Raw genomic sequence first — 25,577 nt, forward strand, 5'->3', positions numbered from 1 at the left:
TCTTGGCCGCAGGTCGATTCCTGGCGTAGCAATCGTGCGGGTTATTCACCCACCGGACGGCGGACGGTCACCCGATAGGCCCAAACGTACGTCGGGCCGGATTCCGAGGTCGGTCGTAGACAAACCGATGTACCGTCGGTGTCTTGGCGAGTCGATGGTTCGGCGGCGATGTCGATCAGTGATCGATGTTCGGCGGGCCATTGATAGGTCGACCGAGGGTCCGCTGGGGCTTCCTTGCTGCGGCACGCCCACTCAAATCGAATGGTGCATGCATCGTCGGTACAGGATTCCGGTTCGACACTGACGCTGAAATGGCTGGTTCCGCTGGCACCGACGCCCAAGGCGACGCAACGTTCACCGATCGATTCAACGGACACTTGTTGTAGGGGTGCCGAATCAGGCCAGACATCTTCGCCCGTTCCTTCGACAGATTGCAGCAGTGGTTGATCGCCGAAAGCAACGTCGTGGCAAAACCGGTCTTTTTGCCAATGGAAGTGGACCGTGAAGTTGCCGATGCCCAGCAGAACATCCTGCGGCAGTGCATCATTCGGGCGAGCGGTTGCGTCGGCGGGGTGGGTCATGAGGCGACCGTACCTGCAACGGGCAAATCATTGAAACCGGACAACAGTTTCAGTCCATCCGCTTGGCTCTTTTCCGGGTGGAACTGGCACGCGTAAACATTTTCTTTCCACACCATCGCACAGAACGGACCGCCGTAGTCGGATGTCAACGCGACGACATCGGGATCGTCGGGGCGTACGTAGTAGCTGTGGACAAAGTAAAAGTGTGTGCCGTCGGGGATGTCTTTTAAAATCGGGGCATCATTTTTGCGTTGGACTTGGTTCCATCCCATGTGAGGAACCTTGTAGCTGTCGTCCAGTTCGAAACGAACGACGTCGCCGCTGATGATCCCCAAACCTTCGTGTTCGCCGTGTTCGGTGCTGCGGTCAAACAACAACTGCAATCCCAAACAGATCCCCAAAAATGGCCGGCCCGAGGCGACGAAATCGCGAATCGGCGCGGCCAAGTCGCGACGATGAATTTCGTCCATAGCATCACCGAAGGCACCGACCCCTGGCAGAATCAGTTTCTGGGCTCCGGCGATCGTCTGTGGGTCGGATGTGATTTCGGCTTGGCCGCCGACACGCTCGATTGCTTTCTGGACGCTCCGCAGATTGCCCATCTGGTAGTCGACGATCGTGATCATGGTTGTTCCGGCAAAGGGACTTGAGTCGGACCTGTCAGGTACGCGAAAAGGTCGTGGCGGTCTTGATCGGACATCGCATCGATCAAACCATCGGGCATCGCAGACTTTTCAGTCTTTTGGGCTTCTTCGATTTCATCCGCAGCCACTGTGATCTTGTCGGTTGCGGTCTGAATCGTCCAGGTGCGGTCGTTTTCGTCCAAGACCAAGCCGTTGACGACCCGGCCGTCGGCTAGCAAAACCACGGTCATGCGAAAGTCCTTGTCCACAACGGCACTGGGATCGATCACATTTTCCAAGATGTAATCCCAGTTGGATCGGTTCGCGCCGGTCAAGTCGGGGCCGACGTCGCCGCCCGATCCGTACAGACGGTGGCAGGTCCCACAATTTTTTTCGAACAGGAATCGGCCGCGTCGCGCGTCGGCGGTTTTCAAGACGCCGGTCGCAAAGTCCGATTTCAACGCTTCGATTTGGCGTCGTTTTTCGATCGGGCTGACTCGAACCTTGCCCCAGACGCGGTCAATGCGATTCGATAGGGAAGCATCCGCCAAACTGTGGATTTGGCGGACCTGTGACGCGGTGACATCCGCACGTGGGATCTTGTTGCTTTCCAAAGCGTCGATCAATTGGTCGGCAAAGGAAACGCGGCTGACCAACAGCGACACCACTTCCGGCCTGCGGGGCGCGCGAAACCGGTTGTACTGTGCCAAGATCATGCGGGCGACCTCGGGGTTGTCGAACGTCGACAAACCTTTGGCCGCGACCACATTCGTTCGTGGATCGCGAAGAAGTTTCTGGCAGACTTCGAACAGATTATCTGGACGACTGTCGATCAACGTTTGGACGGCCGACAGACGCTGCGCGGGATCCGCCGATCCATCGAGTGCCAGATCGGTGATGGCTTCCAAAGCCTGTCCGTTGCCAAAGACCACGTCCAGGTTTTGGATCTGACGTGACAAGCCGTTCTGTTTGGCCGAAGCTGCGAATGTATCCCATCCCAGAGGACGGTCCACCCGACGGACACCGCGAACCGCAGCGGACAAACCGCTGATGACATCGGCCACTGCATCGGCATCGTCGGAAGCGGCGATGCCACGCAGGATTTGTGTCAAGGGTTCCGGAGACGTTGCGACGTCTTCGGCCAAACGACGCGTCACGTTCCGTCGAATTGTCGACAGTCGGCTATCCACGCACAGGGATGCCAACTGGTCGGGCGATTGTTCCGCCACCGGCATCAGTCCGTACCAAATCAACAGCGGGATATTGTGGTCGCCTTCGTCCTGGATTCGTCGGGTCAAGGGGGACGCCAGCTTGGTCCGCAGGCTGACGGGCAACCGCTGAAGCGTCGACGCCAAGCTAAGTCGCACCAAAGCAGAATCTTCCGTTTCCGCCAGTTCAATCAGCCGGTCCAGCCAAGTCGATGCACCGGAGAAGGCTTCGTCGGATTCCTTTAGCGATGCATGCCACGGGCCCATGACGTCGTCGATGGGCCAGGAATCAGCGATGGCGCGAACGCCGATCGCACGCATCGTTTCGTCGGAATGCTTCAGCAGACGCTCCAAATCGGCATCGTTCAGTGAGCGGAGCGCCCACAGTGTGCGGGACAATCGGGCTTGCAGTTTGCTGTCAGCGGCGATCCGGCAAGTCGCACGGATTTTGCGAATGTCGTCCGCGGTCAGCGTACCGGCGACTTGGCGTGATTGCAGCACCAGTCGTGCTTGTCGAACGAACCAAGCGTTGTTGCTGGTATGTAGGGCGACCAATGATTCCACCGACTTCGCACGTAGGTCGTGCGGCGAACCCGCCAAAGCGTTGGGTGTTGCACTTGAGTCGTCACCGTCGTAGCGGATTTGGTAGATGCGTCCGCTGGTGCGATGAACGCCGGTGTGTTCGTGGCATTCGCCCGTATCACTCCAGTCCAGAACATAGACGTCGCCATCGGGCCCGTACGACATTTCCATGCCGCGGAACCAAGGATCGCTGGCGATCATGAAGTCCGGTTCGTGCCGGGCAACGTAGCCCCCGCCGATGCGTTCCAACCGTTCCACGTTGGCCCGCCGACCGTGCAAATTCAAAGTGAACAGTTTTCCGTCATAGATGTTCGGCCATTTGCCGCCGCGATAAATCATTGCCCCGCAATGGGCGTGCCCGCCGCCGAAATCGTTGGCCGCACCATCGCGCGACGCCTGCCATGTTCCGCCGGTGTCGAAGTGCCAGTGGTCGGCGTGAAAGTCGATCAGTTGATACGTGTGGCGATTCGGATCCAGCGTGAAGGGCCGCCGAAAATGAGCGCCCGCGATTCCATGCCACAGATGGCCGATGACCGTGTTGGTAAAGAACAGATCACCCGCTTCGTTCCAGTCGTGGCCCCAGGGATTGGTGGTTCCCGCGTTGATCACTTCCACCGCGGACGTGGTCGGATGATACCGCCAGATGCCGCCCTCCAGTGCAACGCGTTGTTCGTCGGGGGTTCCAGGGGTGCCGATTCGTCCCGGGCATGATCCGCCACAGCGTCCGTAAAGCCAACCGTCGGGACCGAATCGCAGGCCGTTGGCAAAGTTGTGATAGTTCTGCTTGGCGACTTCGAATCCATCCAGGATGACTTCGGCCGGACCGTCGGCCACGCCATCACCGTTGGCATCGGGGATGAACAGCAACTGCGGCGGGCACATCAGCCAGACGCCACCGAGCCCGACTTCGACACTGGTCAACATCTGCACGTCGTCGGTAAAGACGTGTCGCTGGTCGGAACGACCGTCGCCGTCTTGGTCGACAAAGAACAGGACTCGATCACGAAGGCTGCGATTGAAACGTTCGCTGCGATCGGAATAGGTGTAGTTTTCCGCCACCCACAGTCGACCTCGCGCGTCCCAAGCCATGTCGATGGGATTTTGAACGTCGGGTTCGGCGGCAAAAACCCGTGCGGAAAAACCGTCGGGCAATTGCATGGTGGATGCCGCCTGTTCGGCCGACATCACCGGAGCGTCGCCGTCGCGATCGTTGTTGATCGGCGTGGGGAAATCGTCGGCGCCGGCGGTTGTGACGGCGATGGTCATCAACATCCCGACGACCAAGGCCGGAAAGTGGAACCGTTGCGTGTTGCCGTGTCGGGGGAAGGGGCGACCGGCGGAGCACCGGAAAGATTCGATCGAAGGCATCAAGGCGGGCCGCATGTGATGGGTGGGACGATGGGCGGAAAAGCGTGGCAAGACCGCAGGTCGGTCATCGATCAGGTGATCGTGCCGTATCCAAAGTAATCGTTTTACGGGCTCGTTTCAGATCACATGCTGTCGATTTGGCTCGCGGACGATTAACATTTGCTGCGCCGTGCGACTTTGCCCACGCTGGGGCCCGGCGAATACCGCCAAGCGGTCCTCAGCGAATGCCGCCACGCGGTCATCCGCCGGCGTGGCCAAACGCCCGTTCGTCCGCCTCCCGTTTTCGCATTCCCCGCCCTCATTGAAACCTGCCAGCGTCATGAAAGCTCTTTTGCTGACCGAATACAAAAACTTGGAAGTCACCGACGTCGATGAACCGGCGGTCGGACCTGACGACGTTCTGGTCCAGGTCGAAGCATGTGGAATTTGTGGCAGCGACATCCACGGCTATGACGGCAGCAGTGGCCGCCGGATTCCACCGTTGGTGATGGGGCACGAGGCGGCGGGAAACGTTGTTCGGACCGGCAAAAATGTGACCGACCTGAAACCCGGCGATGCCGTCACGTTTGATTCGATGGTGTCCTGTGGGCAATGTGAATTTTGCCGTTCCGGTCACCAGAACTTGTGCGACAACCGCATGGTGCTGGGCGTCAGTTGTGGCGATTACCGTCGCCACGGTGCGTTTGCCGAACGTATCAGTGTTCCACGGCGAATCGTGTATCGCTTGCCCGACGGTCTGCCGTTGGAACATGCCGCCCTGGTCGAAGCGGTTTCGGTGGCGGTACACGCGGCCAACGTGACCCCCATTACCCTGGGCGATACGGCGGTGGTGGTCGGTGCGGGGATGATCGGTTTGCTGACGATCCAGGCCGTTCGTGCCGCCGGTGCATCACGCGTCATTGCCATCGACATCAATGATCGTCGCTTGAAGGTCGCCCAAGACGTTGGTGCCACCGACGTGATCAACAGCAGCCAGGTCGACGCGGTACAAACGGTCATTCAGATGACCGGCGGACGTGGTGCGGATGTGGCGATGGAAGTCGTTGGGATGACACCGACCGTACAGACCGCGATCGAATCGGTTCGCAAAGGTGGCTGCGTGACCCTGGTCGGAAACGTCACGCCGACGATCGACTTGCCGCTGCAGTCGGTGGTCACGCGTGAAATTCGGTTGCAAGGCACCTGTGGCTGCAACGGTGAGTATCCCCAGTGCATCGACATGATGGCCCGAGGCATCATCGATGTTCGTCCGCTGATCACCCAGAAGATCTCGTTGGCACAGGGGCCCGAGTGGTTCGATCGGCTTTACAAGGGTGACCCGGATCAAATGAAGGTCATCGTCTGTCCCCAGACTTGATCCAAGCACGAGCACCGATGTGGTCAGTGCTGAACGACCAGCGTGACTTCGCTGCGACGGTGATTGAACATCACATCGTTCATGAAGCTGGTCATCAACATCAAGCCGCGGCACTGTTCGATTTCAAAAGATTCGGGGGTGCCGGGCGCTGGGGTCGTTCGTGTGATGGCCCCTTTGCCTTCATGGGCCACCGAAATCCGTGTGTCGGAATTCGCGATGCTGACTTTGACACGCACCGCCAAGTCACAGTCGGCCGCGTCGGCGTGTTGAGGGTCCAGGATCTGTGATTCGCGGATCTGCAGGTTCCCGTACTGAATCGCGTTGAAGATTGCGCTGGCCATTGCCGTTGCCGTTCGGTAACGCAAGTTGGGGTTTCCGCACTTGGCCGCCGCCATCGTCGTGACCAAGTAGTTGGCAACGACCGGGATCGAACCGATGTCGTTGGTCAGCTTGAAATAGAACTCGGGTTTACGCAGCTGTCCCGCCAGACCTGATGCCTGAGCCTCGGCCACGCGGTAGCCCAAAACTTGTCGAACGACCTTTGTCAACAATTGTTGCAACGAATCCTTGGGCACAAAGTCGGTCGCACCGATGGCCAAAGCGTCAACCGCCAGTGATTCGCTGCCGCGGGCGGTGACTACAACGATGGGAATTTCCGGATCGCTGTTGGTCAGATGTTGAACCAGTTGGCACCCGTCCAGAACCGGCATGTTTAGATCCGTCACGATGGCGTCGCAACTGTTGTCGTTCAGATAGTCCAGCGCTTGCTGGCCGTCTTCGACGCAATCAACATCGTGCTGGTCGGATTCCAGGATCGACCGCAACACTTCCATGTGCGTCAGGCTGTCCTCGGCTACTAAGATTTTGGCCATGACAGGTTTCCTGACACCATGATGGGCATGCTATTGACGTCGCCTCATTCAACGTCGAACCGAAAGACCATTTATTGTATCCCGTTTGGCAGCGGACGTGGACGGGATGTCGACCATGCGTGACGCAAGGTGGCTGTCGGCTGCACTGCTGGCACGCCGACGGGATATCATTCCCCCCATGGCTGCGGACGTTCTGTCGATCGAACGTTCGATGGCTGGTTGGTGTCCGTGTTGTTTCGGAAACTTTGTGTTTTACAGGGCCGCGTTTGGTCGACCACAACGTCCGCCACGCAGTCTCCGTTCTTCGTGCCACCGCCGGGATGTCATGAGCAAGATTGAACTTGTCGCCGTCGACTATCAGAATTCCCAACATGCCAACGACCTGGTTGCGATGTTGGATCACTATGCCAGCGACGTCAGCGGCGGTGGAGAGCCTTTGTCGGCGGAGGTTCGCCAGAACTTAGCATCGCGGTTGGCCAGCCGAAATGATGCCGACAGCGTGTTGGCGTACGTCGACGATCGCCCGGCCGGGCTGTTGAATTGCTTCGAAGGGTTTTCCACCTTCGCGGCGCGTCCGTTGTTGAACATCCACGACGTGATCGTCCATCAAGACTATCGACGCCGTGGGATCGCCAGACGACTGTTGAATGCGGCCCGCGACATCGCGATTCGTCGCGGGTGTTGCAAGATGACGCTGGAGGTGTTGTCGGAAAACCGGGGCGCGGTGGCCGCTTATGAACAGTTCGGGTTCGAACGCTATCAACTGGACCCGACGTTTGGGGCCGCGGTCTTTATGGAAAACAAGTTAGGCGATGCCACGCCGCCCGCCTGATTCGCAGCAAGATGCGGGGGCACTGGGTATGCCGAAACGCGAACCACGCCCCAAATACGGGCTACACCGTTGGTAATCGTTAGTCCAAGACAAAGTCCAGGGTCTTGGAAAACTGGGTCAGCACCACACACCCGTGCTGGGAATGGTGGGGGCCGTGTTTCGTTCCCGCCTGAGCAAAGAAAACGGTGCCGGGACGATAGTGTTGGCCATTTTCGATGAAATCGCCTTCCAGCACGTAGACCAATTCGTCGGCGATGTCATGGTGGTGCGCCGGAATTTCAGCGCCCGCGTCCATCCGGGTCAGCACCGTCAGCCCCCCCGTATTCGGATTGGTGTTCAGGACCTTATTCGTGACGCCGGGAAAGTCGGACTCTTTCCAGGAAAAGTCGTCGGGATGACAAATCGAATCGTACATCGAACGTTCCGTGGTCCAGTGGTGCTTGTCCGAAAGGGGAAGGGGCGGGATGTTCCCTGCGGTGTGATGTCCAATCCTACCCCAGGACATCCGTTTCGACAGGCACCCGTCGCACATCAGTGACCTGTCCGCGACAATGGCGGTTGTCCATGCTGAAACGGGTGCCGATGTGGGCCGGAGACGCGCGGCGTTTGTCATGGTGATGGCCGGCGTTAGTGATTCCTTGGGCAAAAGGGCATTTTTTCGAAGGGAGACAAGCGATGGAACAATCCTGTTGCCCAGCAGTGCTGTGGCGATGCGTGACGCCTTGTTCCGCGACCGTTCTGGTCGTGTGGTTGGGCCTGTTTACGTCTTGCGCGGGGATGGCTTTGGCGGTTCCGCCAGAGTTTGCGCCCCAGCCGGTGGACGATGTGCCGCAAGATCCTCAGATCCGAGTGCCCGCCGAATTGCCGCCCGCTCCGACGCTTCGCACCCCCGATGCCGATGACGCGGTGATGAACAAGATCAAGGAAGCGTTGCAGGGAAACGGAGCCCCTGGTTCGGACGACCCCTCGATTCTGGGCGGAATTTTGGAGCACCTGCGCAGCAGCAAAAGCGTATTGCATGGATCAACGTTGGACCCTTCGCTGGTTCCGCACGCGTTGCCCCCGTCGGCACCGCCCCGACCGGCGAACGACGTGGCCGCAAAGTTGGCCGAACAGTTGTTGCGGACCGCACGTCAATTAGAAAAGTGGAATCGAACCGTGGGTGATGCCGATCCGGCGACGATTCGGATGGTCGATGATTTGCGGCGACAAGCGGGCGTCGTGCTGGGATCACGGCCGATGGCCCATGGGCACCCGCTGACGCGGTCGGGCGATGGCGATCCGAATTGGAATTCCCCCTCCCGTGTCCCAGCCCGCAATCAAGACCACCGTCCCACCGACCCGCGCCGGCATCCGGTGCGCCCGACCGAACATCAGCAGCCCGGACCGAATGTTCGTCCGGCGTTGCCCCCGCCCGCCCCGATACCGCCACGACCGATGGGTCATCCACCGACGCATGACGAGCTGCCCTTGGACGCCCCCAGCCTTTCGGTGCCCGATGCATTGGGTCCGCCGCCTGATGAGGTGCCATCGCTGAAGGTTTTGCCTCGTTGATTTCGTTGACTTGAACCACAATGGGATCTCCGGTGCGTCCGGCACGCGATGTGTCGAACAAGCCGATCAGGATCTGCCCGATGCAATGGTCGCGATGGCGACACAATTCCCCGCCCCGATTTGACGACTGACAGTCCCTTGACGCTCCGACCCGACGATTCTTCATCCCCTTCCTTTCGCATGCGACGCGGTCGTGCGCGGTGGCCGCTATTGATCGTTGTCGCCACGCTGGTGGTCGTGACCGCCGCGGTTGCCGCCGATTATTGGTCGGCCAAGCCTGCCGAGTACCAGGCAACCTTTGTGGGGCGAGAGGCCTGCGTGGATTGTCACCAGGAAGAAGCCAAGCTGTATCAGGATTCTCATCACGATCTGGCCATGGATGTGGCGACCGATGAGACCGTCCTGGCGGATTTTGGTGACGTCACGTTCACGCAATACGGAATCACCAGCCGGTTTTATCGCGACGGCGACAAATTCATGGTGAACACCGAAGGCGAAACCGGAGAAATGGAGGACTTCGAAGTCAAGTACGTCTTTGGTTACACGCCGCTGCAAAACTACATGGTCGAATTCGATCGGCCCGATGACATGCCCGAAGACCAGGTCGCGCGAGTGCAAGTCTTGCGACTGACCTGGGACACCGAAAAAGGCGAATGGTTTTACCTGTCACCGCCAGACGTCTTTGAAAAGATGGAGCCCGACGATCCGTTGCACTGGACCGGCATCGGACAGCGTTGGCAAATCATGTGCGCCGAATGTCATTCGACCAACTTGCAAGAAAACTTTGATCTGAAGACCAACCAGTACCACACGACGTTTTCAGAAATCGACGTCAGCTGTGAAGCCTGTCACGGTCCGGGCAGTCTGCACGTGGAATTGGCCAACAGCCGGTCCTTGTTTTGGGATCGCAACCATGGATATGGCCTGGCCAAACTGAAAGGCGATAATCCGCGTCCGCAGATTGAAACGTGCGCGCCCTGCCACAGTCGGCGGGCGTTGTTGGATGAAACCTTCCACCCCGGTGATCCCTATCACGATCATTTCCAGCTGGAAACGCTGACCGAAGCCACGTATCACGCCGACGGCCAAATCAAAGACGAAGTGTACGTCTACGGATCCTTCATCCAAAGCAAGATGTACCACGAAAAAATTCGTTGTACCGATTGCCATGATCCGCATTCGTTGCAGCTCAAGTTCCCCGGCAATCAAGTCTGTACCAACTGTCACCAGCACGCCGCCGGCAAGTATGACGTCCCGTCGCACCATCACCACGAACCGGGCACCGAAGGGGCGATGTGCGTGAATTGCCACATGCCCGATGCGACCTACATGGCGGTCGACCCGCGACGTGACCACAGCATGCGGGTGCCACGCCCGGATCTGTCCTTGGCGATCGGTACACCCAACGCCTGCAGCGATTGTCACGTGATGGATCAGCTGGAAGACGTCCGGAAACAGGTCAGCGACGAGGATCGGAAGACGATCGAAAAGATGTACCCGCTGGAGGAATACGCCAATTGGTTGTTGGCCGCACAGGCGGGGATCAAGCCGGTGGCCGACGCGGTTCGCAAGACCGACCAGTGGTGCGAAGACGCCTGTGAAAAGTGGTACGGCGAAGACCGGCAAACGCCCAAACACTGGGGCGAAGACATTGCGGCGTTTCGTCGTGGTGACCCCGACGGTGTGAAGCGATTGATCAAGGTCGCCAAGACTCGTGGTGGCTATCCCTATCCGCCCATTGCACGGGCCACGGCACTCCGCGAACTGACCCTTCGTCCGGTGGGTGACAGTGAACTGCGAGATATCGTCGATGCGGCTAAGGAGATTTTGGCCGACACCACCGACGAACCCATCGTCCGCGCCGCGGCCGCCTCGGTCATGCAAGTCGCACCGCCCACGATGACGCGGAAGTCGTTGGTGCCCGCGCTCCAAGACACTTCACCGCTGGTGCGAGACGAAGCCACGCGGACACTGGCTCAATCGGATGCCTATGGCACGCTGACATCATCCGAGCGTACCCAAGTCGACCTAGCGCTGAAAAACGTCAAACAGACACTGATGATCGGTGGTGACCGTGGTGGTGCCCACATGACATGGGGCATCCTGAACGAACGGACCGGGAAACTGGACGAAGCCGCCAAGGCATACCAAAACGCGCTGCGGATCCAACCGGCGATGACGGGCCCGCGAACGAACCTTGCGTCATTGTTGGAACGGATGGCGTCCCAGCAACCTGGACCGACCGCCGCACAATACCAGCAATACGCGGCTAAGCTGCGCGACGAAGAGTTGCCGTTGTTGATCCGCGACGCCAATCTGGCACCAGAGAACGCCGACGTCCAACATCGATGTGGACTGGCGCTGTACTTGGCAGGTCGCTATGACGAAGCGCTTCAGCGACTGGAATTGGCCGCAAGACTTGCTCCCGATGTCGACCAGTATCAGATGGTGGTCGAATTGATGAAGCAAAAGATGGCGGAAGAAGAAGCGTCGAAGTAGTCCGCGTCGGTTCGTGGACCACTTCAACGGCTTTGCCCCAGGGTTGATGCCTAGTCCATCAAACGCATCAGTTGCGCGCCGATGGTGATCAAGTCGCCCGCGGGCGATCGCGTCACGCGCCGTGAATGCTCCGGTGCATGGATGTGTCGCGTTCCATAGGGTGCGGGCACGCTGCTGCGATACAAGCTGGACCGGTAGTCAAAATCACGCGTGTCAAATCGGTCGCACGATTGCGGCAAACCTGACGGAGTTCGGCGCGGCGCGCTGTCCAGCGGGCTGTAAGCACGATAGTCGTCGACGGTGATCCCACGGGGCGTCGCAGAAAAGATCGGCGGTACCGCCAATGTGCGTGGTGACGTGATCGGAGGAACGCTGATCGGCGGCGGAACCGGAATCGTTTGCGGAACGTTGGGCGTGATCGGTACCGACGACGACCGGTATCCGCCGTACGCGTATCCGGGATCCAGCGTCTGTGGCAGACGCGTCACCGCGCCGCCGTAGGCACCGCCCAGTTCCAAATGTGTCGATAGGATCGTGAAAGCGCGGCGGACATCGGTCCAGCAAGCGGACAAACGCGGATCGGCATAGCCGCTGGAAAACAACGTCGCTTCGATCCGGTCCTGCAGACCCACCACATCGTAATATCGGTCCAACAATCGGTCCGTATTACGAGGGTCGCGGGCGGCGGTACGAAGCAGGTTGGCGGCCGAATTCAAACGATCGATCGCTCGTTCGGTGTACGAATCCAGGTATCGGGCGCGATCGCTGTGCGTTTCAAATTCGCGAACCGCGTCGCGGTAATAGTCGGCCGCCCGGTACAGTGGCGTGTCGTGATTGGCCAAGGCGACCGTTGCCGGAGCGATCGTCAATGCCAACAGAGTCAGGGTCCAAATGCGGGTCATGGTCAAATGCGTCCCTTGCGTGCGTGGGAGAGCCCGGGGGGGCGGTGAAAAAGTGCGTTCGGCCGTCGCGACCGATTTCAAGGGCCGTGAAACGCATCGCGGATGCCAGAACGCTTTGCGACGCCCGGTTTATTGACGCAAATCACGTATATAAAGGAACTTACGCCTGTTTGGTCGGTTGGCCACGCGGAGTGGTGGGTGTTGTCGAAATGATTTCACTTGCCTGTGCTCGCAGTCTCGTTTTGTTATCAATGTGATGTCGCTTGGGGTTGGATCGTTTCACGACAATCGTCTTGTCTTGGCACCGGCGGATCGGCTAAACCGGTGGACGACACGCAACCGTCGAGCTTTCCGAAAGGATTCGGATGACCATTTCAATCTCGGACTTGGCCGCCATGGTGGGTGGCAAGTTGATCGGAGACCCTTCCCGGATGATCACCGGGGCCAACCCGCCGGCCGAATGCCAGACGGGGCAAATCACTCTGTTGGACGAAGCCAAACGGGCCGAGGAATTCGACCCGGGCTGTGCCGCCGCGGTCGTCACGCCGGTTGCCTTGGCCGACGGCATGGAAGCGGAGTGCGTTCAGATCGTCGTGGAGGATCCCCACGAAGCGTTCGGCAGGATCGTCGCCCATTTTCGTCCGCCACTGCCTGCGACCGTCCCGCAAGCCGGAATCGATCCCGACGCGCAGGTCGATCCGACCGCAGAAATTCACCCAACGGCAACCGTGGCGGCCGGTACATTCATCGGTGCCCGAGTCCGGATCATGCCCGGTGTGGTGGTGGGCCAAGGCTGCACGATTGACGAAGACTGCGTGTTGCATGCCGGCGTCGTGCTTTATTCTTACACCCGCTTGGAACCACGCGTCGTGCTTCACGCCGGCAGCGTCTTGGGTGCCCATGGATTCGGTTATCGCCAAGAAAACGGACGTCACGTCCCGACCGCCCAACTGGGATACGTGCACATCGAACGTGACGTGGAACTGGGGGCCTGTGTCACCGTTGACCGTGGCACGTATGGTGCGACGCGGATTTGCGAAGGCACCAAAGTCGACAACCAAGTGATGATCGGACACAACTGTCGGATCGGTCGTCACAATTTGATTTGCAGCCAAGTCGGCATTGCCGGCAGCTGTCACACCGGTGATTACGTCGTCTTGGCTGGTCAAGTCGGTTTGAAAGATCACATCAAGCTGGGTGACCAAACGATCGTCGGCGCCCAGGCCGGCGTGATGGAAGACAGCCAGGGTCACGAGGTTTTGCTGGGATCACCGGCGACCGGCCAGCGCGAACAGATGCAGATCATGGCGACCGAACGAAAGTTGCCCGAGATGCGACGGGAACTGAAATCGCTGCGCAAGGAGTTGTCGTCGCTGCGTCAGATCGTCGGCGACGACGTGCCCGTTCGAAAGGCGGCGTGATCCATGACCCCGATTCGTGGTGCGGACGCGGCGGAGCCGATCGGGCTGATTGCCGGTTGGGGACGCTTGCCTGTGTTGGTGGCCCAAACGCTGAAAAGCAACGGGCATCCGGTGCATTGCATTGCGATCAACGGCCATGCATCGGCCGAATTGGAAGGCGTGTGTGACGCGGTCCAGTGGGCCGGCGTTGGCCGCATGGGCGGACACCTGCGATTCTTTCGTCGTCGTGGCGTGACCGGCGTGACGATGGCCGGCAAACTGTTCAAGTCGGATCTGTTGTATTCCCGATCGGTGTGGCGTCACTTGCCCGATTGGACCTGTGTCAGGGTGTTCGCGCCATTGTTGCTGGGACGTCGCCCCGATGCCCGCGACGACAGCCTGCTGACCGCAGTGACCGAACTTTATCTACGTCAGGGAATTGCGGTTCATGCCGCGACCGATTTGGCTCCGGAGTTGCTCGTGAATCAGGGACATTTGGCCGGTCCGTCGCCTAGGCCCGCGTTGCAATCCGATGCCCGCGCCGGTTGGCGGGTGGCGCGTCAGATGGGCGGGCTGGATATCGGACAGACGATCACCATCAAAGACGGGACCGTGATCGCCGTTGAAGCGATTGAGGGAACCGACGCCTGTATCCAACGCACCGGTCAGCTGTGTTCTCGCGGCGGATGGACGTTGGTCAAAGTGGCCAAGCCGGACCAAGACATGCGGTTTGATGTTCCCACGATCGGTCCGCAAACGATCGCCAACGTTCATGCCGCCGGCGGCAAAGCGATTGTCATTGAAGCGGAACGGACGATCGTCGTCGACCAAGATCAAACCTACCGCGATGCCAGTCGCGCAGGGATTTCCATCATCGCCTATGATGACGCCGATGTTTGCGGGTCATCGACCGAAGAGACGGTGGTTCGACGTGCCGCTTGAGTCTTCTGCGCGATCGGAACCATGTCCAAAACGAACGCATCGCAAATACGGATGCTTTGCCCGGCAAAGCTGAATCTGTTTTTGGAGTTGTGCAAACGCCGCGACGACGGATACCACGACATCGATACGGTGATGGTGGCCATCGACTTGGTGGATGAATTGCAAATCCGTGTTCGGCAACAGCCCGGCATTTCACTGCAAGTGGACTGGTTGCCTTCGCGTCACGAGCTTTCCTGTCAACTGGGCGTCGAACCATCTTCGAAAGCTGCGACGGGGGCCGATGACCAGGGCGATCCATCACTTGCACCGGAGTCCGCGGCATCATTGCTGGACATCCCCTGCGATGAACGGAATCTGGTTTGGCGGGCTGCCGAAGCCGCGGTTAAACACTTCGGTTTGGATCTTGGATTTGAAATCACGCTTGGTAAACGCATCCCGGCCGGTGCGGGCATGGGCGGTGCCAGCAGCAACGCGGCGATGACGCTGTTGGCGATCGCCACCTTGGTCGGACGCCAGGGCGACCTTGATTCCCTGCACGGCTTGGCCGCCGACATCGGCAGTGACGTTCCCTTTTTCTTGCGGCTGCCGCCGGTCCCGGATCCGGCCGGCACTGCGCCCGCGGGCACTCGAAACGGCAGCGAAAATTCAGCTGCGTCAATTTCGCCGGTTGCCTGGGCAACCGGTCGCGGTGAAGTCTTGCAGCCGGTTCCCATCGGCGGCCGGCTGAATTTCGTCATCGTCTACCCGGCGATCGCATTGTCGACGGCTCGGGTTTATCAGGGGGCCACCGTGCCCGATTCGCCAATATCTTCGGCACCACTACGAAAGAGCCTGCAGACCTTGGCGATCAGCGAAATCGGGCAATTTATGGAGAATCGGTTGACCGAGCCGGCACGGAAAATTGCGTCTCGGATCGATGAAATTCACGAATCTATGTGGCAAAGCGGTCTGAAAGGGGTTCAATTAACGGGTAGCGGTTCGGCCAGTTTCGGGATAGCGGATACCCCCAAATCGGCCGGCTCGGCGGCTGTGACGCTGCGTCAGCAATTATGCCCCGGTGCACGAGTGATGACAGCGTGTTCGTTGCCTCCGCCCGCACAGACTCAGACGTGACAACCGTGAACCCGTATTTCCGGATCCGACGCACCGCCCTGCCCCGTGCGGCAGCCCGCTTCCTTTGCAGGCCGCCGTCCCTTGGTTTGATCAGAAACCATCGTGGGCCTTTGGGCGTGTCCAGCGCAGTGTTGGGACCGGTCATCAGGATTCGCCAGCGACAAGTTCGGCCCCACGACGTGACGGCAAGTTAGGGAGGGTGTTCGGTGAACATCACTGAAGTACGCATCAAGTTGATGGAATCCAGCGAAGACCGTCTGCGAGCATTCTGTTCGATCACGATCGACGATTGTTTTGTCGTTCGTGATTTGAAGATCATCGACGGAACAAATGGCCCCTTCGTTGCCATGCCCAGTCGTAAATTGGCCGGGCACTGCCAACGTTGTGGCTACAAAAATCATCTGCGCGCGAATTTCTGTAATCAGTGTGGTGGAAAGCTGCGACTGGATGCGGATTTCAACGATTCGCCACAGAAGCTGTATGCCGACGTCGCCCACCCGATCAACAGCGAATGTCGCGAGCTGATTCAGAACGCGGTGTTGGCAGAATTCGAAGCCGAAGTCTCACGTGCCAGCCAGCCTGGTTACCGTTCGCGGTACGACGACGATTTTGGTTTCGAAGACGTGAGCGCTGATGATCTGGATTCCGAGGATCGACGAAACTCGGGCAGCCGTTCCACCGCGTTGGCAAAGTCCAATGTGAACGAACCTGCGGCCAAGCCCAAACGGTCCGATGACCAGCGACAGGAAGCCACCTTGATCGATTCGGCCGGCGAAGGAGGCCCCCCGAGACCCAAGATGTCGGATCGACCCGGTGATCGTGCTTCGGCCCAAGTTCGCACGACGAACTCCGCATCCACGGATGACACCGATTCTGAAAGCGACTCGCACGACCAAGACGGCTTCGGTGCCGGAATCTTTGACGAATAGGCGGCACGTTTGCTGTTCGGTTTCGCGATGCCAACATCCTGATGATTTGACCTGATGAACCCAGCCCCATCCGCACCACGACGCAACCGACGTCAGATCAGTCTTTCGTTCATGTTGCTGGTGATGCTGATCTTTGCATTGATGTCGGCCGGGATGTTGTATGCGTCCCGTGTCGATGCTGTGCAAAATGAGTTGCGGGTCATCTTTGGTGCCGACGTGGTGCCGGCGACCGGCGACCAGGGGCGTTTGCCACATCTGGTGTTCATCCTGTTCACGCTGACGTCGCCACTGATTCTGGCCGGCCTGTTGTCGACCGGCCTGGGGATCTATCGGCATTTGATCCGTCCCCGCTGACCCGCCACTTGTTGCGAGCGTTGGGTCTGATGACCCTATTTTCGGTTCGTCCGGTCCCCGCCACAATTCGGGCATGACCGGCAACCAAACCGAACCGACCGACCGGGAATCTGGCGACTGGCGCAGTGAACTACGAGATTCGCTGGGTGTCTGTGGATTACCCGATCAACAATGGGCCGATTTCTTGGCGGCCCTGGAAGTCAATCACGGCAGCGTCATGCGGCTGCACCGTCGCTGGATCGACGACGCAAAATTGCAATGCGATTCGGACGGGCTCCGGGCCGGTCATTTGGGTCCGCCCGTGCCCTGGTATCACGGTGCGTTTCGACACGGTGGTACTTGGCAGGGACGCCGGCCTGCCGACACGTTGCGGTATGCGGCCGGTGATTTTTTCTTACAAGACGCCGGATCGCTGTTGGCATTGGCGGCTTGCGGTGCGGACACAGATGAGCTGGCCGGCAGCCTTGTTTGCGACTTGTGTGCATCACCTGGTGGAAAAGCAACGGCGTTGGTCGAAGCGGTCGGCGAAAGTGGGTTTGTGTTGGCCAATGAGCCGATCCGGTCTCGGCTGGCGGCGTTGGAATTCAATCTGACTCGGACCGGCAGCGATCGTTGGGCGATCAGCCAAAAGGATCCGGAGGATTTGGCGTCGCAGTTGACCGGGCAGTTCGACTGTGTGGTGGTCGATGCGCCGTGCAGCGGCCAAACATTGGTGGCCCGCGGCAAGCAATCCGAAGGCTCGTTTTCGGCACGTCAGGTTCGACACAGTGCCGCCAGGCAAAATCGCATTTTGGATGCGGCCGTGCGTCTCCTGCGTCCCGGCGGCAAACTGATTTACAGCACATGCACCTTCGCGGTGGACGAAAACGAAGCTCAGGTGCAACGGATTGTTGAAACGACGTCAATGGTGCCGGTGCAATTGGAGGCATTGCAGGATTATCGTTCCGTGACCGACGGTTGTTATCGCCTGTGGCCGCATTTGCATGACTGTGCGGGTGCCTTTGCGGCACGGTTGGACGCTGATGGGGACGCGATGTCGTCGCGGGACGAAGCTTCACCGCCCCATGGACGAGATCGATTTTCATCGGCAAAACGACACAAGAATCGGCGGGATCGTCTTCGTCCCAGACGCTTTGAATTCGACCCCGGGGATTGGATCACGGACGACGTGGCGGGACTTCATCAGCGGACGATCATTCGCGGTGATGTTGCCATGTGTGTGCCGTTGGAAGCACCGGATTGGGTACCGTTGATCGCTGCAAAGTTGCCCGAGTTGGCCTATTGCACCGGAAAAACATGGAAGCCGGCCCACGGATTGTCACGGCGGGCTTTCGCATCGGTCACCCCTGTGCAAACGATCCAAGTGGATGATGCCCGGGCTCGTCGCTACCTGTCGGGAAACGTCATCGATTGTGCGCTGCGTGGTTGGGTGGTCGTTACCTGGCAGGATCGTCCCCTAGGCTGGATCAAATCGAATGGTTCCACTGGCAAAAACCATTTACCCGTACCCTATCGATTGACCGGCGGTTGAAACTTGTTGCGTCGTGTGGCCTGGCGATTTCCGTTTTTCTATGGCTACGTGATGCTGCCCGTGGCGATGTTGGTGCAAATCTGTACAAGCCCTGGGCAAACCTTTGCCGTCAGTGCGTTCATGCCCGCGCTTCGCGACGATTTGGGAATGTCCGACAGTCGGTTATCGCTGGCATACATGTTGGGAACTTTCTTCGCCGCCTTTCCATTGTCCGGGGTGGGCCCATTGGCGGATCGGTTCGGTCTGCGAGGCGTGACACTATTGGCGGTCGTGGCTTTGGCGGGCACCTGTTTGGCCGCTTCGACGGTGTCGGGGTTTTGGGGCCTACTGGCGGTGTTTCTGATGTTGCGATTCCTGGGACAAGGATCGCTGACGTTGTTGGGCAGCAACAGTATCGCAATGTGGTTTCGCAGCCGCTTGGGGCGGGTGTCTGCGGTGATGAGCATCGGGACCGCGTTGGCATTCGCCTGGGTACCGTCTTGGATTTCCCAGTCCATTGATGCCTATGGGTGGCGTCAAACCTACGTCCGCATGGCCGCGTTGATCGCGATGGTAATGGTGCCCGTCTTGCTGTTGGTCTTCGTGAATCGTCCCGAGGACATCGGGCAAAACGTTGACGGCCGAATCGATCGGGGGCCCGGCACAGCGGGCGGGCCGCCTGGTCAGGGTGCAGCGGATGGTCACCGCAAGGCGGATGTCGACGCGAATCATGGCGATGCACCCGAGCAGTCGGTTGTGACGACGCCAGAAGATGCCTGGACCCTTGCGGAAGCATCGCGAACGACCGCTTTTCCGATTTTGGCCGCCTGCAATGCGTTGTGGGCATTGGTGGGCACCGGGGTCCTGTTTCACTTGTACACGTTGTGTGCCGATCGAGGCATGCCGGACGCGTTGCCGTCGGATCTATTCAAGGCATTGGGGCTGTCGATGCTGGCGATGCAGTTGGTGGGCGGAGTGCTGGCGGATTTTGTGCCGCTTCATCGCTTGCTGGGGATTGGCATGGTGGCACTCAACTTGTCGGTCGGCTGCTTGATCGGTTGGAATTCCGTACCGGGCTACTATGCGTTTGCCGTCTGTTTCGGTGGTGGTCAGGGGCTGTTGATTGCCGTCGGCGTGGTCGTGTGGGTGCGTTATTTCGGACGCCTGCACTTGGGGAAGATCCGCGGGACGGTTTGGTGTCTGACCGTGGCCGGCAGCGGTTGTGGGCCGTTTTTGATGGGAATCTCGCGCGACCAGACCGGCAGTTTTCAGGCAGCGATTTGGGGATTCCTGGCCTTGTTGTCGCCGTTGATGGTCGCCGCCTGGTTTGCGACACGGCCACGCCTTATCAGCCCGGCGGTTTGAGCCGCCGCCGGTGATTCAAACCGAGGTTTCGGAAGACGATTCGCCGGCTGCACCGCTGGGATACGGCAGTGGTTCTTCACGCAATTCGGCCAAAGCGTTCGCCGCGGCGCGTTGTTCGGCGTCTTTCTTGTTGTTACCCCACGCAGGCGTGAAGGATTGTTCACCGATGACCGCAGAGATCAAAAACGCCTTGCGATGGTCTGGGCCAGTTTCGCGAACCAGCTGATACACCGGAGTGTTGGCCAGATCACGTTGGGCGTGCTGCTGCAGCGACGATTTGTAGTTACTGGCCCCTTGGCTTTCGACCGCCGCGTCGACTTCGTCCTGTAGCCATTCGCGAATGCGATCGCGGATCGCATCCCGCCCGCCGTCCAGATAGATCGCGGCAATGACCGATTCAAAAACGTCGCTGACCAACGACCGGGGGTAGCTGCGGTTTCGTGTCACGCCGCGACCGACAATCAGGCATCGATCCAGGCCCAAGCGACAGGCCACACGGCCACAGGAACGCCGGCTGACAACGGCCGATTTGATCTTCGTCAAATCGCCTTCGTTGTACTCGGGGTATTCTTCGAAGAGCCATTCGCAGACCATCAGGCCCAGCACGGCATCCCCCAAAAATTCCAAGCGTTCATTGCTGGCCAAGCGGTTGGACGCTCCCGACGCATGAGTCAGCGCCGCACGCAGCAGCGTTTCGTCGGAGAACTGATAATCGATGATGTCTTGGCAGCGACGGATTTTTGCGTCCTGGTCACCCGCATCCGCGTCATCAATCAGATGTACGGACGTGGATTCAGGACCCAGCAACTGGTCCGGAGAGTTCACGTGTATTTCATTCGACAAAGACAGGAAAAGCCGCCGCGAGAGCATTTCCCGCAGCGTTGACTTTGTCACACGCCGGTGGATGGGGGAACCGAGCGATCGCCCCAGCCACCGGTGAGCGACCGTTATTGCAGCATATCGACCGGCCGGCCCCCCGGCCAGAATCATTTTTCTGATTTGCCGACTTTGTCGGCTCCCGCCGCGGCGATCGTTTCGGGGGCTTCGATGACCAAATAGTGCCCGTGGTCCGCGGTCAGCAGAATCGCGGTTTCCTGCCAAGCGTCATTCTTTTCCACCCAGTCGACCACGGCGTCAAAGGCGGCTTCACCGCTGAGCACCGCGCCGATGCTGTTGTCCAGGTTGTTCGCGTGGTTGGCCCAATCGACGTCGCCCGCTTCGATCATCAGCCAAAATCCGTCGGGATCTTGCTGCAGGACCTTCAGGGCTGCGGTCGCCATTTCGGCCAGCGTCGGGTTTTCCTGGATGTCAGCTTGGCTGTATTTCTCGGTGCCACGGATATCAAAGGTCGGCTTGTAATCACCGTCGGCGGTTTGGAACGGCAGATGACCACCGCGGCCGCCAAAGAATCCGACCAAGCGATGGTTGCCTTTGACGGCTTGATCGGCTGCTTCGTTTAGCACATCCGCCCCATCACGGTCCTTTGTCCGTTTGGCGACCACGTAACGCCCGCCGTTGGCAACGTCGCTGCGGCGCAGATCACTTTCGTGCAGATAAGTATTTCCGGGCATGAAATTACTGCCCTGGACCTTGTCGGCACCTTTGCCCTCGCCGTAGCCGCCGCCGATCAGCACGTCGACGCCCTGATTGGGCGCATCGCGATGAAACGACGATGGCAAGCCCAGCAGGTCGCGGCTGATGTCTTGATAATCTTTTCGTGTCACATTGTTGGCGTATGCGCTGGCGGGCGTTGCGTGGCTGACCGGCACACTGGTGACCATTCCGATGGCGAACCCTTTTTCCCGCTGCAACTGATGGGCGATTGATTCGACGGCCTGGCCGAAAGCATCGACGCCGATCGCACCGTTATAGGTCTTGATGCCGCTACACAGACTGGTCGCTGAGGCGGCGGAGTCGGTCACGGTGTGTTCGCGATCTCGTTCCAGACCGACCAGGTAACTGCGTCGGCTTTGTTCCATCGCCGGAGTGTGGCCACCACGCTGTGGGTCGTACCCACCGGTGATGTCTTTTTGTCCGGTCACCGTTTGAGCGTCGACGTCAAAGGTCGCCCCGGATTGGCGTGGGCTGGTCACGACCAAGCCATAGTCGGTTTCGACGCCGCGGTAGTCTTGAAACGACAGGCCGGTACCGCGTCCGCGTTCGTATCGGACCTTGCCAGCCTTGTACAAGGCCGCGGCCCGAGTGGTTTGCCAATCCATCCCGTCAAAGACGAACAGCACGATGTTCTTTTTTCCCGCCGCGATTGCTTGTTGCTGCAATCGGTAGACGTCGGTCTGGTCGAAATAGTCGGCCGACGGTTGGTGCGTTCCCGGAGTGACCGTACCGTAAAGCTTCTCCAGCCGTTCGCGATCGCTGTACACGCTGCCTTCTTGGCGAAGCGAATCCAGGGTGATGCCGAACGTGTAGACAGGGATCAAACGGTTGCTGTGATTTGTCCAACTGCTGTACTTGGACGCGTCGACACCCCAGTGGCCCCAAGCAGCGGATTGCTCGCGAATCGCGCTGCTTTGCATATCGTTGACTGCGTCGCCGGACGATTCGGAAAGCTCGGGCGAATCCGTCGATTCGTTCGATGTCGCTTCTGCCGGCGTGGTTTCGTCGGCTTTCGTCGCATCGGCGACCGCGGGCGGTTGGGCGGCAGGTCGCGTGGACCAACCGGCGATCAGGGCGAACGCGAGGAAGGCGATGCAGAGGCTGGATTTCGTCGAGGCTGTCATTGACACGGTGGGTTTCCAATCAAAAAACAACGGGCGGGCCACCTTTCGGGGGTGCGGGGTGCACCTCACTATGTCATCGTCGGTCCGCCGATCAGCCTTAGAATACTTTCCCGACTGCTTTGCGTCCGACCCCCTATCCAGCCAAATCAAACAGTTTTCATCGTTCATGAATCAATCGCCGACATCGACGACCGTTGAACACCAGCGGCTGAGTGAGAATGAATCCCGCCAAAAGAATTGGAAACGCTGGGGGCCCTACTTATCCGAACGCCAGTGGGGCACCGTTCGCGAAGACTATTCGGCCGGTGGCGATGCCTGGGACGATTTCACGCATGACCAGTCACGCAGCCGCGCCTACCGTTGGGGGGAAGACGGGCTGCTGGGATTTTCCGACCGACAATGCCGACTGTGTTTTGCTCTGGCGCTTTGGAATGGCAACGATTCCATTTTGAAGGAACGTCTGTACGGGCTGACCGGCCCACAGGGCAATCACGGCGAAGACGTGAAGGAGGTCTATTACTATTTGGATTCGACTCCCACCCACAGCTACTGCAAGGCATCGTATCGTTACCCCCACGCTGCGTATCCCTATGAGTTGTTGCAGACTCAAAACGCCCAGCGGACCTTGGACGAGGGAGAATACGAACTTCACCATACCGGGGTGTTTGATGACGACCGCTTTTTTGATGTCCAGGCCGAATACGCCAAGGCCGGCCCGGACGACATCATGGTTCGCATCACCATTACCAATCATGGCCCCGAGGCGCATCCGATTTGGGTGCTGCCCACGTTGTGGTTTCGCAATACATGGGTTTGGGGATGCCGTCACGAAGGCTGTTCGTTGAAGCCGCGTATTGAAAAGGTCGATGGCAACGCGGTGCGGACGCAACACGAATTCCTGCAACCATTTCGATGCGAATTCGGTGATCATCCTGATGGCGATCAGGTGCCGTTGTTGTTCACCGAGAACGAAACGAACCAAGAATTTTTGTTCGGCGAGGAAAACTTTACGCCGTATGTCAAAGACGCCTTTCATCGCTATGTGATCGATGGCCAAACCGACGCAGTGCAGCCGCGTCACCATGGCACGAAGGTCGCCGGTATGTACGCGATGACGATTCCCGCCGGACAGTCCAAACAATTCACCGTGCGGTTGTACGATCCGGCCGTCGCCGGTGCGGATTCCGTTTCAGTGCCAGAAACCTTTGACCGTCGTGTCGATGAAGCGAACGCATTTTATGACGCGGTTCTGCCCGGCGGCTTGGGGGATGACGAACGAAGCGTTTGTCGCCAGGCCTACGCAGGATTGTTGTGGAGCAAGCAGTTTTATCACTACATCGTCAACGATTGGTTGAAAGGCGATCGTGATGTTGCGGTCCCACCGGCGCAACGCCTGTCTGGTCGAAACAGCCGGTGGCGACATTTGTATGCCAGAGACATTTTGTCGATGCCCGACAAGTGGGAATACCCTTGGTTCGCCGCTTGGGACTTGGCGTTTCATATGATTCCGATGGCTCGGATCGACCCCGAGTTCGCCAAGCGTCAGCTGACGGTGATGCTGAGAGAATGGTACATGCACCCCAACGGCCAGATCCCGGCCTATGAATACTATTTCGATGACGTGAACCCGCCGGTGCATGCTTGGGCGTGTTTGCGGGTCTATCAGGAAACCGTTCGGCAGGGATGTCCCGATCGTGCCTTTTTGGCGACGTCGTTCCAGCGTCTGTTGATGAACTTCACTTGGTGGGTGAACCAAGTCGATGACAACGGCGACAACGTGTTTGCCGGTGGCTTTTTGGGGCTGGACAACATCGGCGTCTTTGACCGCAGCAAAGGGTTGCCCCACGGGACCCAATTGGAACAAGCTGATGGAACCGCATGGATGGCGTTCTACTGTGGAACGATGTTGTCGATCAGCTTGGAATTGGCACGTGACGATGATTCGTATGCCGAACTGGCATCCAAATTTTTGGATCACTTCATCCGCATCATCGACGCGATCAATACGATTGACGGCGACGGTCTATGGGACGAAGAGGACCAATTTTACTACGACAGTCTGCATGTGGATGGGCGTCAGGTTGCGCTGAAAGTTCGGTCACTGGTCGGACTGATTCCGCTGATCGCGGTGCAGATCATTGATCAGGGGCTGGTCGAACAGTTGCCCGTGTTCAAGGACAAGCTGGATTGGTTTTTGAAATACCGTCATCACTTGGCAAAGAACATTCACTGGGCCAGTGAAGGCTGCAGTGGCGAGTCAATGATGTTGTCCATCGCGTCAAAAGAGCGACTGCAAGCGGTCGTTGATGTGATGATGAAGGAAACGGAGTTTCTGTCGGATTTCGGCATCCGTTCGCTGTCACGATGCCACGCCCAGCGGCCGTTCGAGTTGGAACTGCGTGGCGAAACGCATCGGGTCGCCTATGTGCCCGGTGAATCGGACAGTTGGATGTTTGGCGGAAATTCCAACTGGCGAGGCCCCGTTTGGTTGCCGGTCAACTATTTGTTGATCGAAGCCTTGCGGCGGTATCACCAGTTTTACGGTGACCAGATTCAAATCGATGCGCCGGACGGGTCGGGGACCAAAATGAACCTTTGCCAGGCGGCCGACGAGATCAACCGGCGTCTGACGCGACTGGTTCTGCGTCCGGACGACGGGGCGGTTCGGCCATCAATGGCGGGCAACGTGCCGAGCGGAGAAAACCCGCTCTGGAACGACACGTTGTTGTTCTACGAATACTTCCACGGCGATACCGGTCAGGGGCTGGGGGCCAGCCACCAGACCGGTTGGACGTCATTGGTGGCGACCTGTTTGGAACGCGCCGCGATGGCAAGCCAACCGTAGGCG

20 protein-coding genes are annotated in these 25,577 nt (G+C 59.0%); 12 read left to right on the forward strand and 8 right to left on the reverse strand.

Annotated elements, in window-relative coordinates; all coding sequences use genetic code 11:
• Positions 1–41 precede the first annotated feature (41 nt).
• The 3 genes from Mal65_RS02990 to Mal65_RS03000 are packed head-to-tail and all read right to left on the reverse strand — an operon-like array spanning position 42 to position 4,260.
• Entirely contained in the window at positions 42–581 is a 540-nt protein-coding gene (locus Mal65_RS02990) for a hypothetical protein (RefSeq protein WP_145293522.1), read from the reverse strand.
• Positions 578–1,207, reverse strand: a complete 630-nt coding sequence (gene hisH / locus Mal65_RS02995; protein WP_145293524.1) for an imidazole glycerol phosphate synthase subunit HisH — start codon at positions 1,205–1,207, stop codon at positions 578–580. Before hisH ends, Mal65_RS02990 begins: the two co-directional genes overlap by 4 nt.
• Positions 1,204–4,260, reverse strand: a complete 3,057-nt coding sequence (locus Mal65_RS03000; protein WP_165701029.1) for a PVC-type heme-binding CxxCH protein — start codon at positions 4,258–4,260, stop codon at positions 1,204–1,206. Before Mal65_RS03000 ends, hisH begins: the two co-directional genes overlap by 4 nt.
• Positions 4,261–4,681: 421 nt before the next feature.
• Here Mal65_RS03000 and Mal65_RS03005 point away from each other — a divergent pair, with 421 nt between their 5' ends.
• Positions 4,682–5,719: a galactitol-1-phosphate 5-dehydrogenase gene (locus Mal65_RS03005; RefSeq protein WP_145293528.1), complete on the forward strand. Its 1,038-nt coding sequence runs from the start codon at positions 4,682–4,684 to the stop codon at positions 5,717–5,719.
• A gap of 23 nt (positions 5,720–5,742) precedes the next feature.
• Here Mal65_RS03005 and Mal65_RS03010 read toward each other — a convergent pair whose 3' ends face one another.
• Positions 5,743–6,591 carry a response regulator gene (locus tag Mal65_RS03010; RefSeq protein WP_145293530.1) on the reverse strand — a complete coding sequence of 283 codons (849 nt, stop codon included), beginning with the start codon at positions 6,589–6,591 and terminating at the stop codon, positions 5,743–5,745.
• Positions 6,592–6,916: 325 nt separating this feature from the next.
• Here Mal65_RS03010 and Mal65_RS03015 point away from each other — a divergent pair, with 325 nt between their 5' ends.
• Positions 6,917–7,423 (forward strand): GNAT family N-acetyltransferase, encoded by a 507-nt coding sequence (locus tag Mal65_RS03015; RefSeq protein ID WP_145293532.1) that lies wholly within the window; start codon positions 6,917–6,919, stop codon positions 7,421–7,423.
• Between the two features lie 79 nt (positions 7,424–7,502).
• Here Mal65_RS03015 and Mal65_RS03020 read toward each other — a convergent pair whose 3' ends face one another.
• Positions 7,503–7,838, reverse strand: coding sequence for a cupin domain-containing protein (locus Mal65_RS03020; RefSeq protein ID WP_145293534.1), 336 nt, complete (start codon positions 7,836–7,838; stop codon positions 7,503–7,505).
• A 260-nt stretch (positions 7,839–8,098) separates the two neighbouring features.
• On the opposite strand from Mal65_RS03020, the gene Mal65_RS03025 reads away from it, so the two are divergent.
• The gene (locus tag Mal65_RS03025; RefSeq protein WP_145293536.1) at positions 8,099–8,977 is read left to right on the forward strand and encodes a hypothetical protein; all 879 of its coding nucleotides are present in this window, start codon (positions 8,099–8,101) and stop codon (positions 8,975–8,977) included.
• A 180-nt stretch (positions 8,978–9,157) separates the two neighbouring features.
• The gene (locus tag Mal65_RS03030) at positions 9,158–11,476 is read left to right on the forward strand and encodes a HEAT repeat domain-containing protein (protein WP_145304588.1); all 2,319 of its coding nucleotides are present in this window, start codon (positions 9,158–9,160) and stop codon (positions 11,474–11,476) included.
• A 50-nt stretch (positions 11,477–11,526) separates the two neighbouring features.
• Here Mal65_RS03030 and Mal65_RS03035 read toward each other — a convergent pair whose 3' ends face one another.
• The gene (locus Mal65_RS03035) at positions 11,527–12,378 is read right to left on the reverse strand and encodes a hypothetical protein (protein WP_145293538.1); all 852 of its coding nucleotides are present in this window, start codon (positions 12,376–12,378) and stop codon (positions 11,527–11,529) included.
• 365 nt (positions 12,379–12,743) lie between these two features.
• On the opposite strand from Mal65_RS03035, the gene lpxD reads away from it, so the two are divergent.
• The 7 genes from lpxD (at position 12,744) to Mal65_RS03070 (ending at position 19,991) form a co-directional block, all read left to right on the forward strand.
• Positions 12,744–13,799, forward strand: coding sequence for a UDP-3-O-(3-hydroxymyristoyl)glucosamine N-acyltransferase (gene lpxD, locus Mal65_RS03040; RefSeq protein WP_145293540.1), 1,056 nt, complete (start codon positions 12,744–12,746; stop codon positions 13,797–13,799).
• Positions 13,800–13,802: 3 nt separating this feature from the next.
• On the forward strand, positions 13,803–14,720 hold the full coding sequence (lpxI, locus tag Mal65_RS03045) for an LpxI family protein (RefSeq protein WP_145293542.1): 918 nt from the start codon (positions 13,803–13,805) through the stop codon (positions 14,718–14,720).
• Between the two features lie 21 nt (positions 14,721–14,741).
• Positions 14,742–15,833, forward strand: coding sequence for a 4-(cytidine 5'-diphospho)-2-C-methyl-D-erythritol kinase (locus Mal65_RS03050; RefSeq protein ID WP_145293544.1), 1,092 nt, complete (start codon positions 14,742–14,744; stop codon positions 15,831–15,833).
• Between the two features lie 206 nt (positions 15,834–16,039).
• Positions 16,040–16,762, forward strand: a complete 723-nt coding sequence (locus Mal65_RS26900) for a SpoVG family protein (protein WP_196784520.1) — start codon at positions 16,040–16,042, stop codon at positions 16,760–16,762.
• Between the two features lie 54 nt (positions 16,763–16,816).
• On the forward strand, positions 16,817–17,116 hold the full coding sequence (locus Mal65_RS03060) for a hypothetical protein (RefSeq protein WP_145293546.1): 300 nt from the start codon (positions 16,817–16,819) through the stop codon (positions 17,114–17,116).
• Positions 17,117–17,189: 73 nt separating this feature from the next.
• Positions 17,190–18,647, forward strand: a complete 1,458-nt coding sequence (locus Mal65_RS03065) for a methyltransferase RsmF C-terminal domain-like protein (RefSeq protein WP_145293548.1) — start codon at positions 17,190–17,192, stop codon at positions 18,645–18,647.
• A gap of 15 nt (positions 18,648–18,662) precedes the next feature.
• On the forward strand, positions 18,663–19,991 hold the full coding sequence (locus Mal65_RS03070; RefSeq protein ID WP_165701030.1) for an MFS transporter: 1,329 nt from the start codon (positions 18,663–18,665) through the stop codon (positions 19,989–19,991).
• A gap of 15 nt (positions 19,992–20,006) precedes the next feature.
• Here the strand turns inward: Mal65_RS03070 and rnc are convergent, their stop codons facing one another.
• The gene (gene rnc, locus Mal65_RS03075; RefSeq protein WP_231131268.1) at positions 20,007–20,816 is read right to left on the reverse strand and encodes a ribonuclease III; all 810 of its coding nucleotides are present in this window, start codon (positions 20,814–20,816) and stop codon (positions 20,007–20,009) included.
• A gap of 161 nt (positions 20,817–20,977) precedes the next feature.
• Positions 20,978–22,729, reverse strand: a complete 1,752-nt coding sequence (locus Mal65_RS03080; protein ID WP_145304592.1) for an alkaline phosphatase — start codon at positions 22,727–22,729, stop codon at positions 20,978–20,980.
• 166 nt (positions 22,730–22,895) lie between these two features.
• Here Mal65_RS03080 and Mal65_RS03085 point away from each other — a divergent pair, with 166 nt between their 5' ends.
• Entirely contained in the window at positions 22,896–25,574 is a 2,679-nt protein-coding gene (locus tag Mal65_RS03085) for an MGH1-like glycoside hydrolase domain-containing protein (RefSeq protein ID WP_145293552.1), read from the forward strand.
• The last annotated feature ends 3 nt before the right edge of the window (positions 25,575–25,577 follow it).

Origin of the sequence: Crateriforma conspicua, assembly GCF_007752935.1 — a bacterium.
GTDB lineage: Bacteria > Planctomycetota > Planctomycetia > Pirellulales > Pirellulaceae > Crateriforma > Crateriforma conspicua.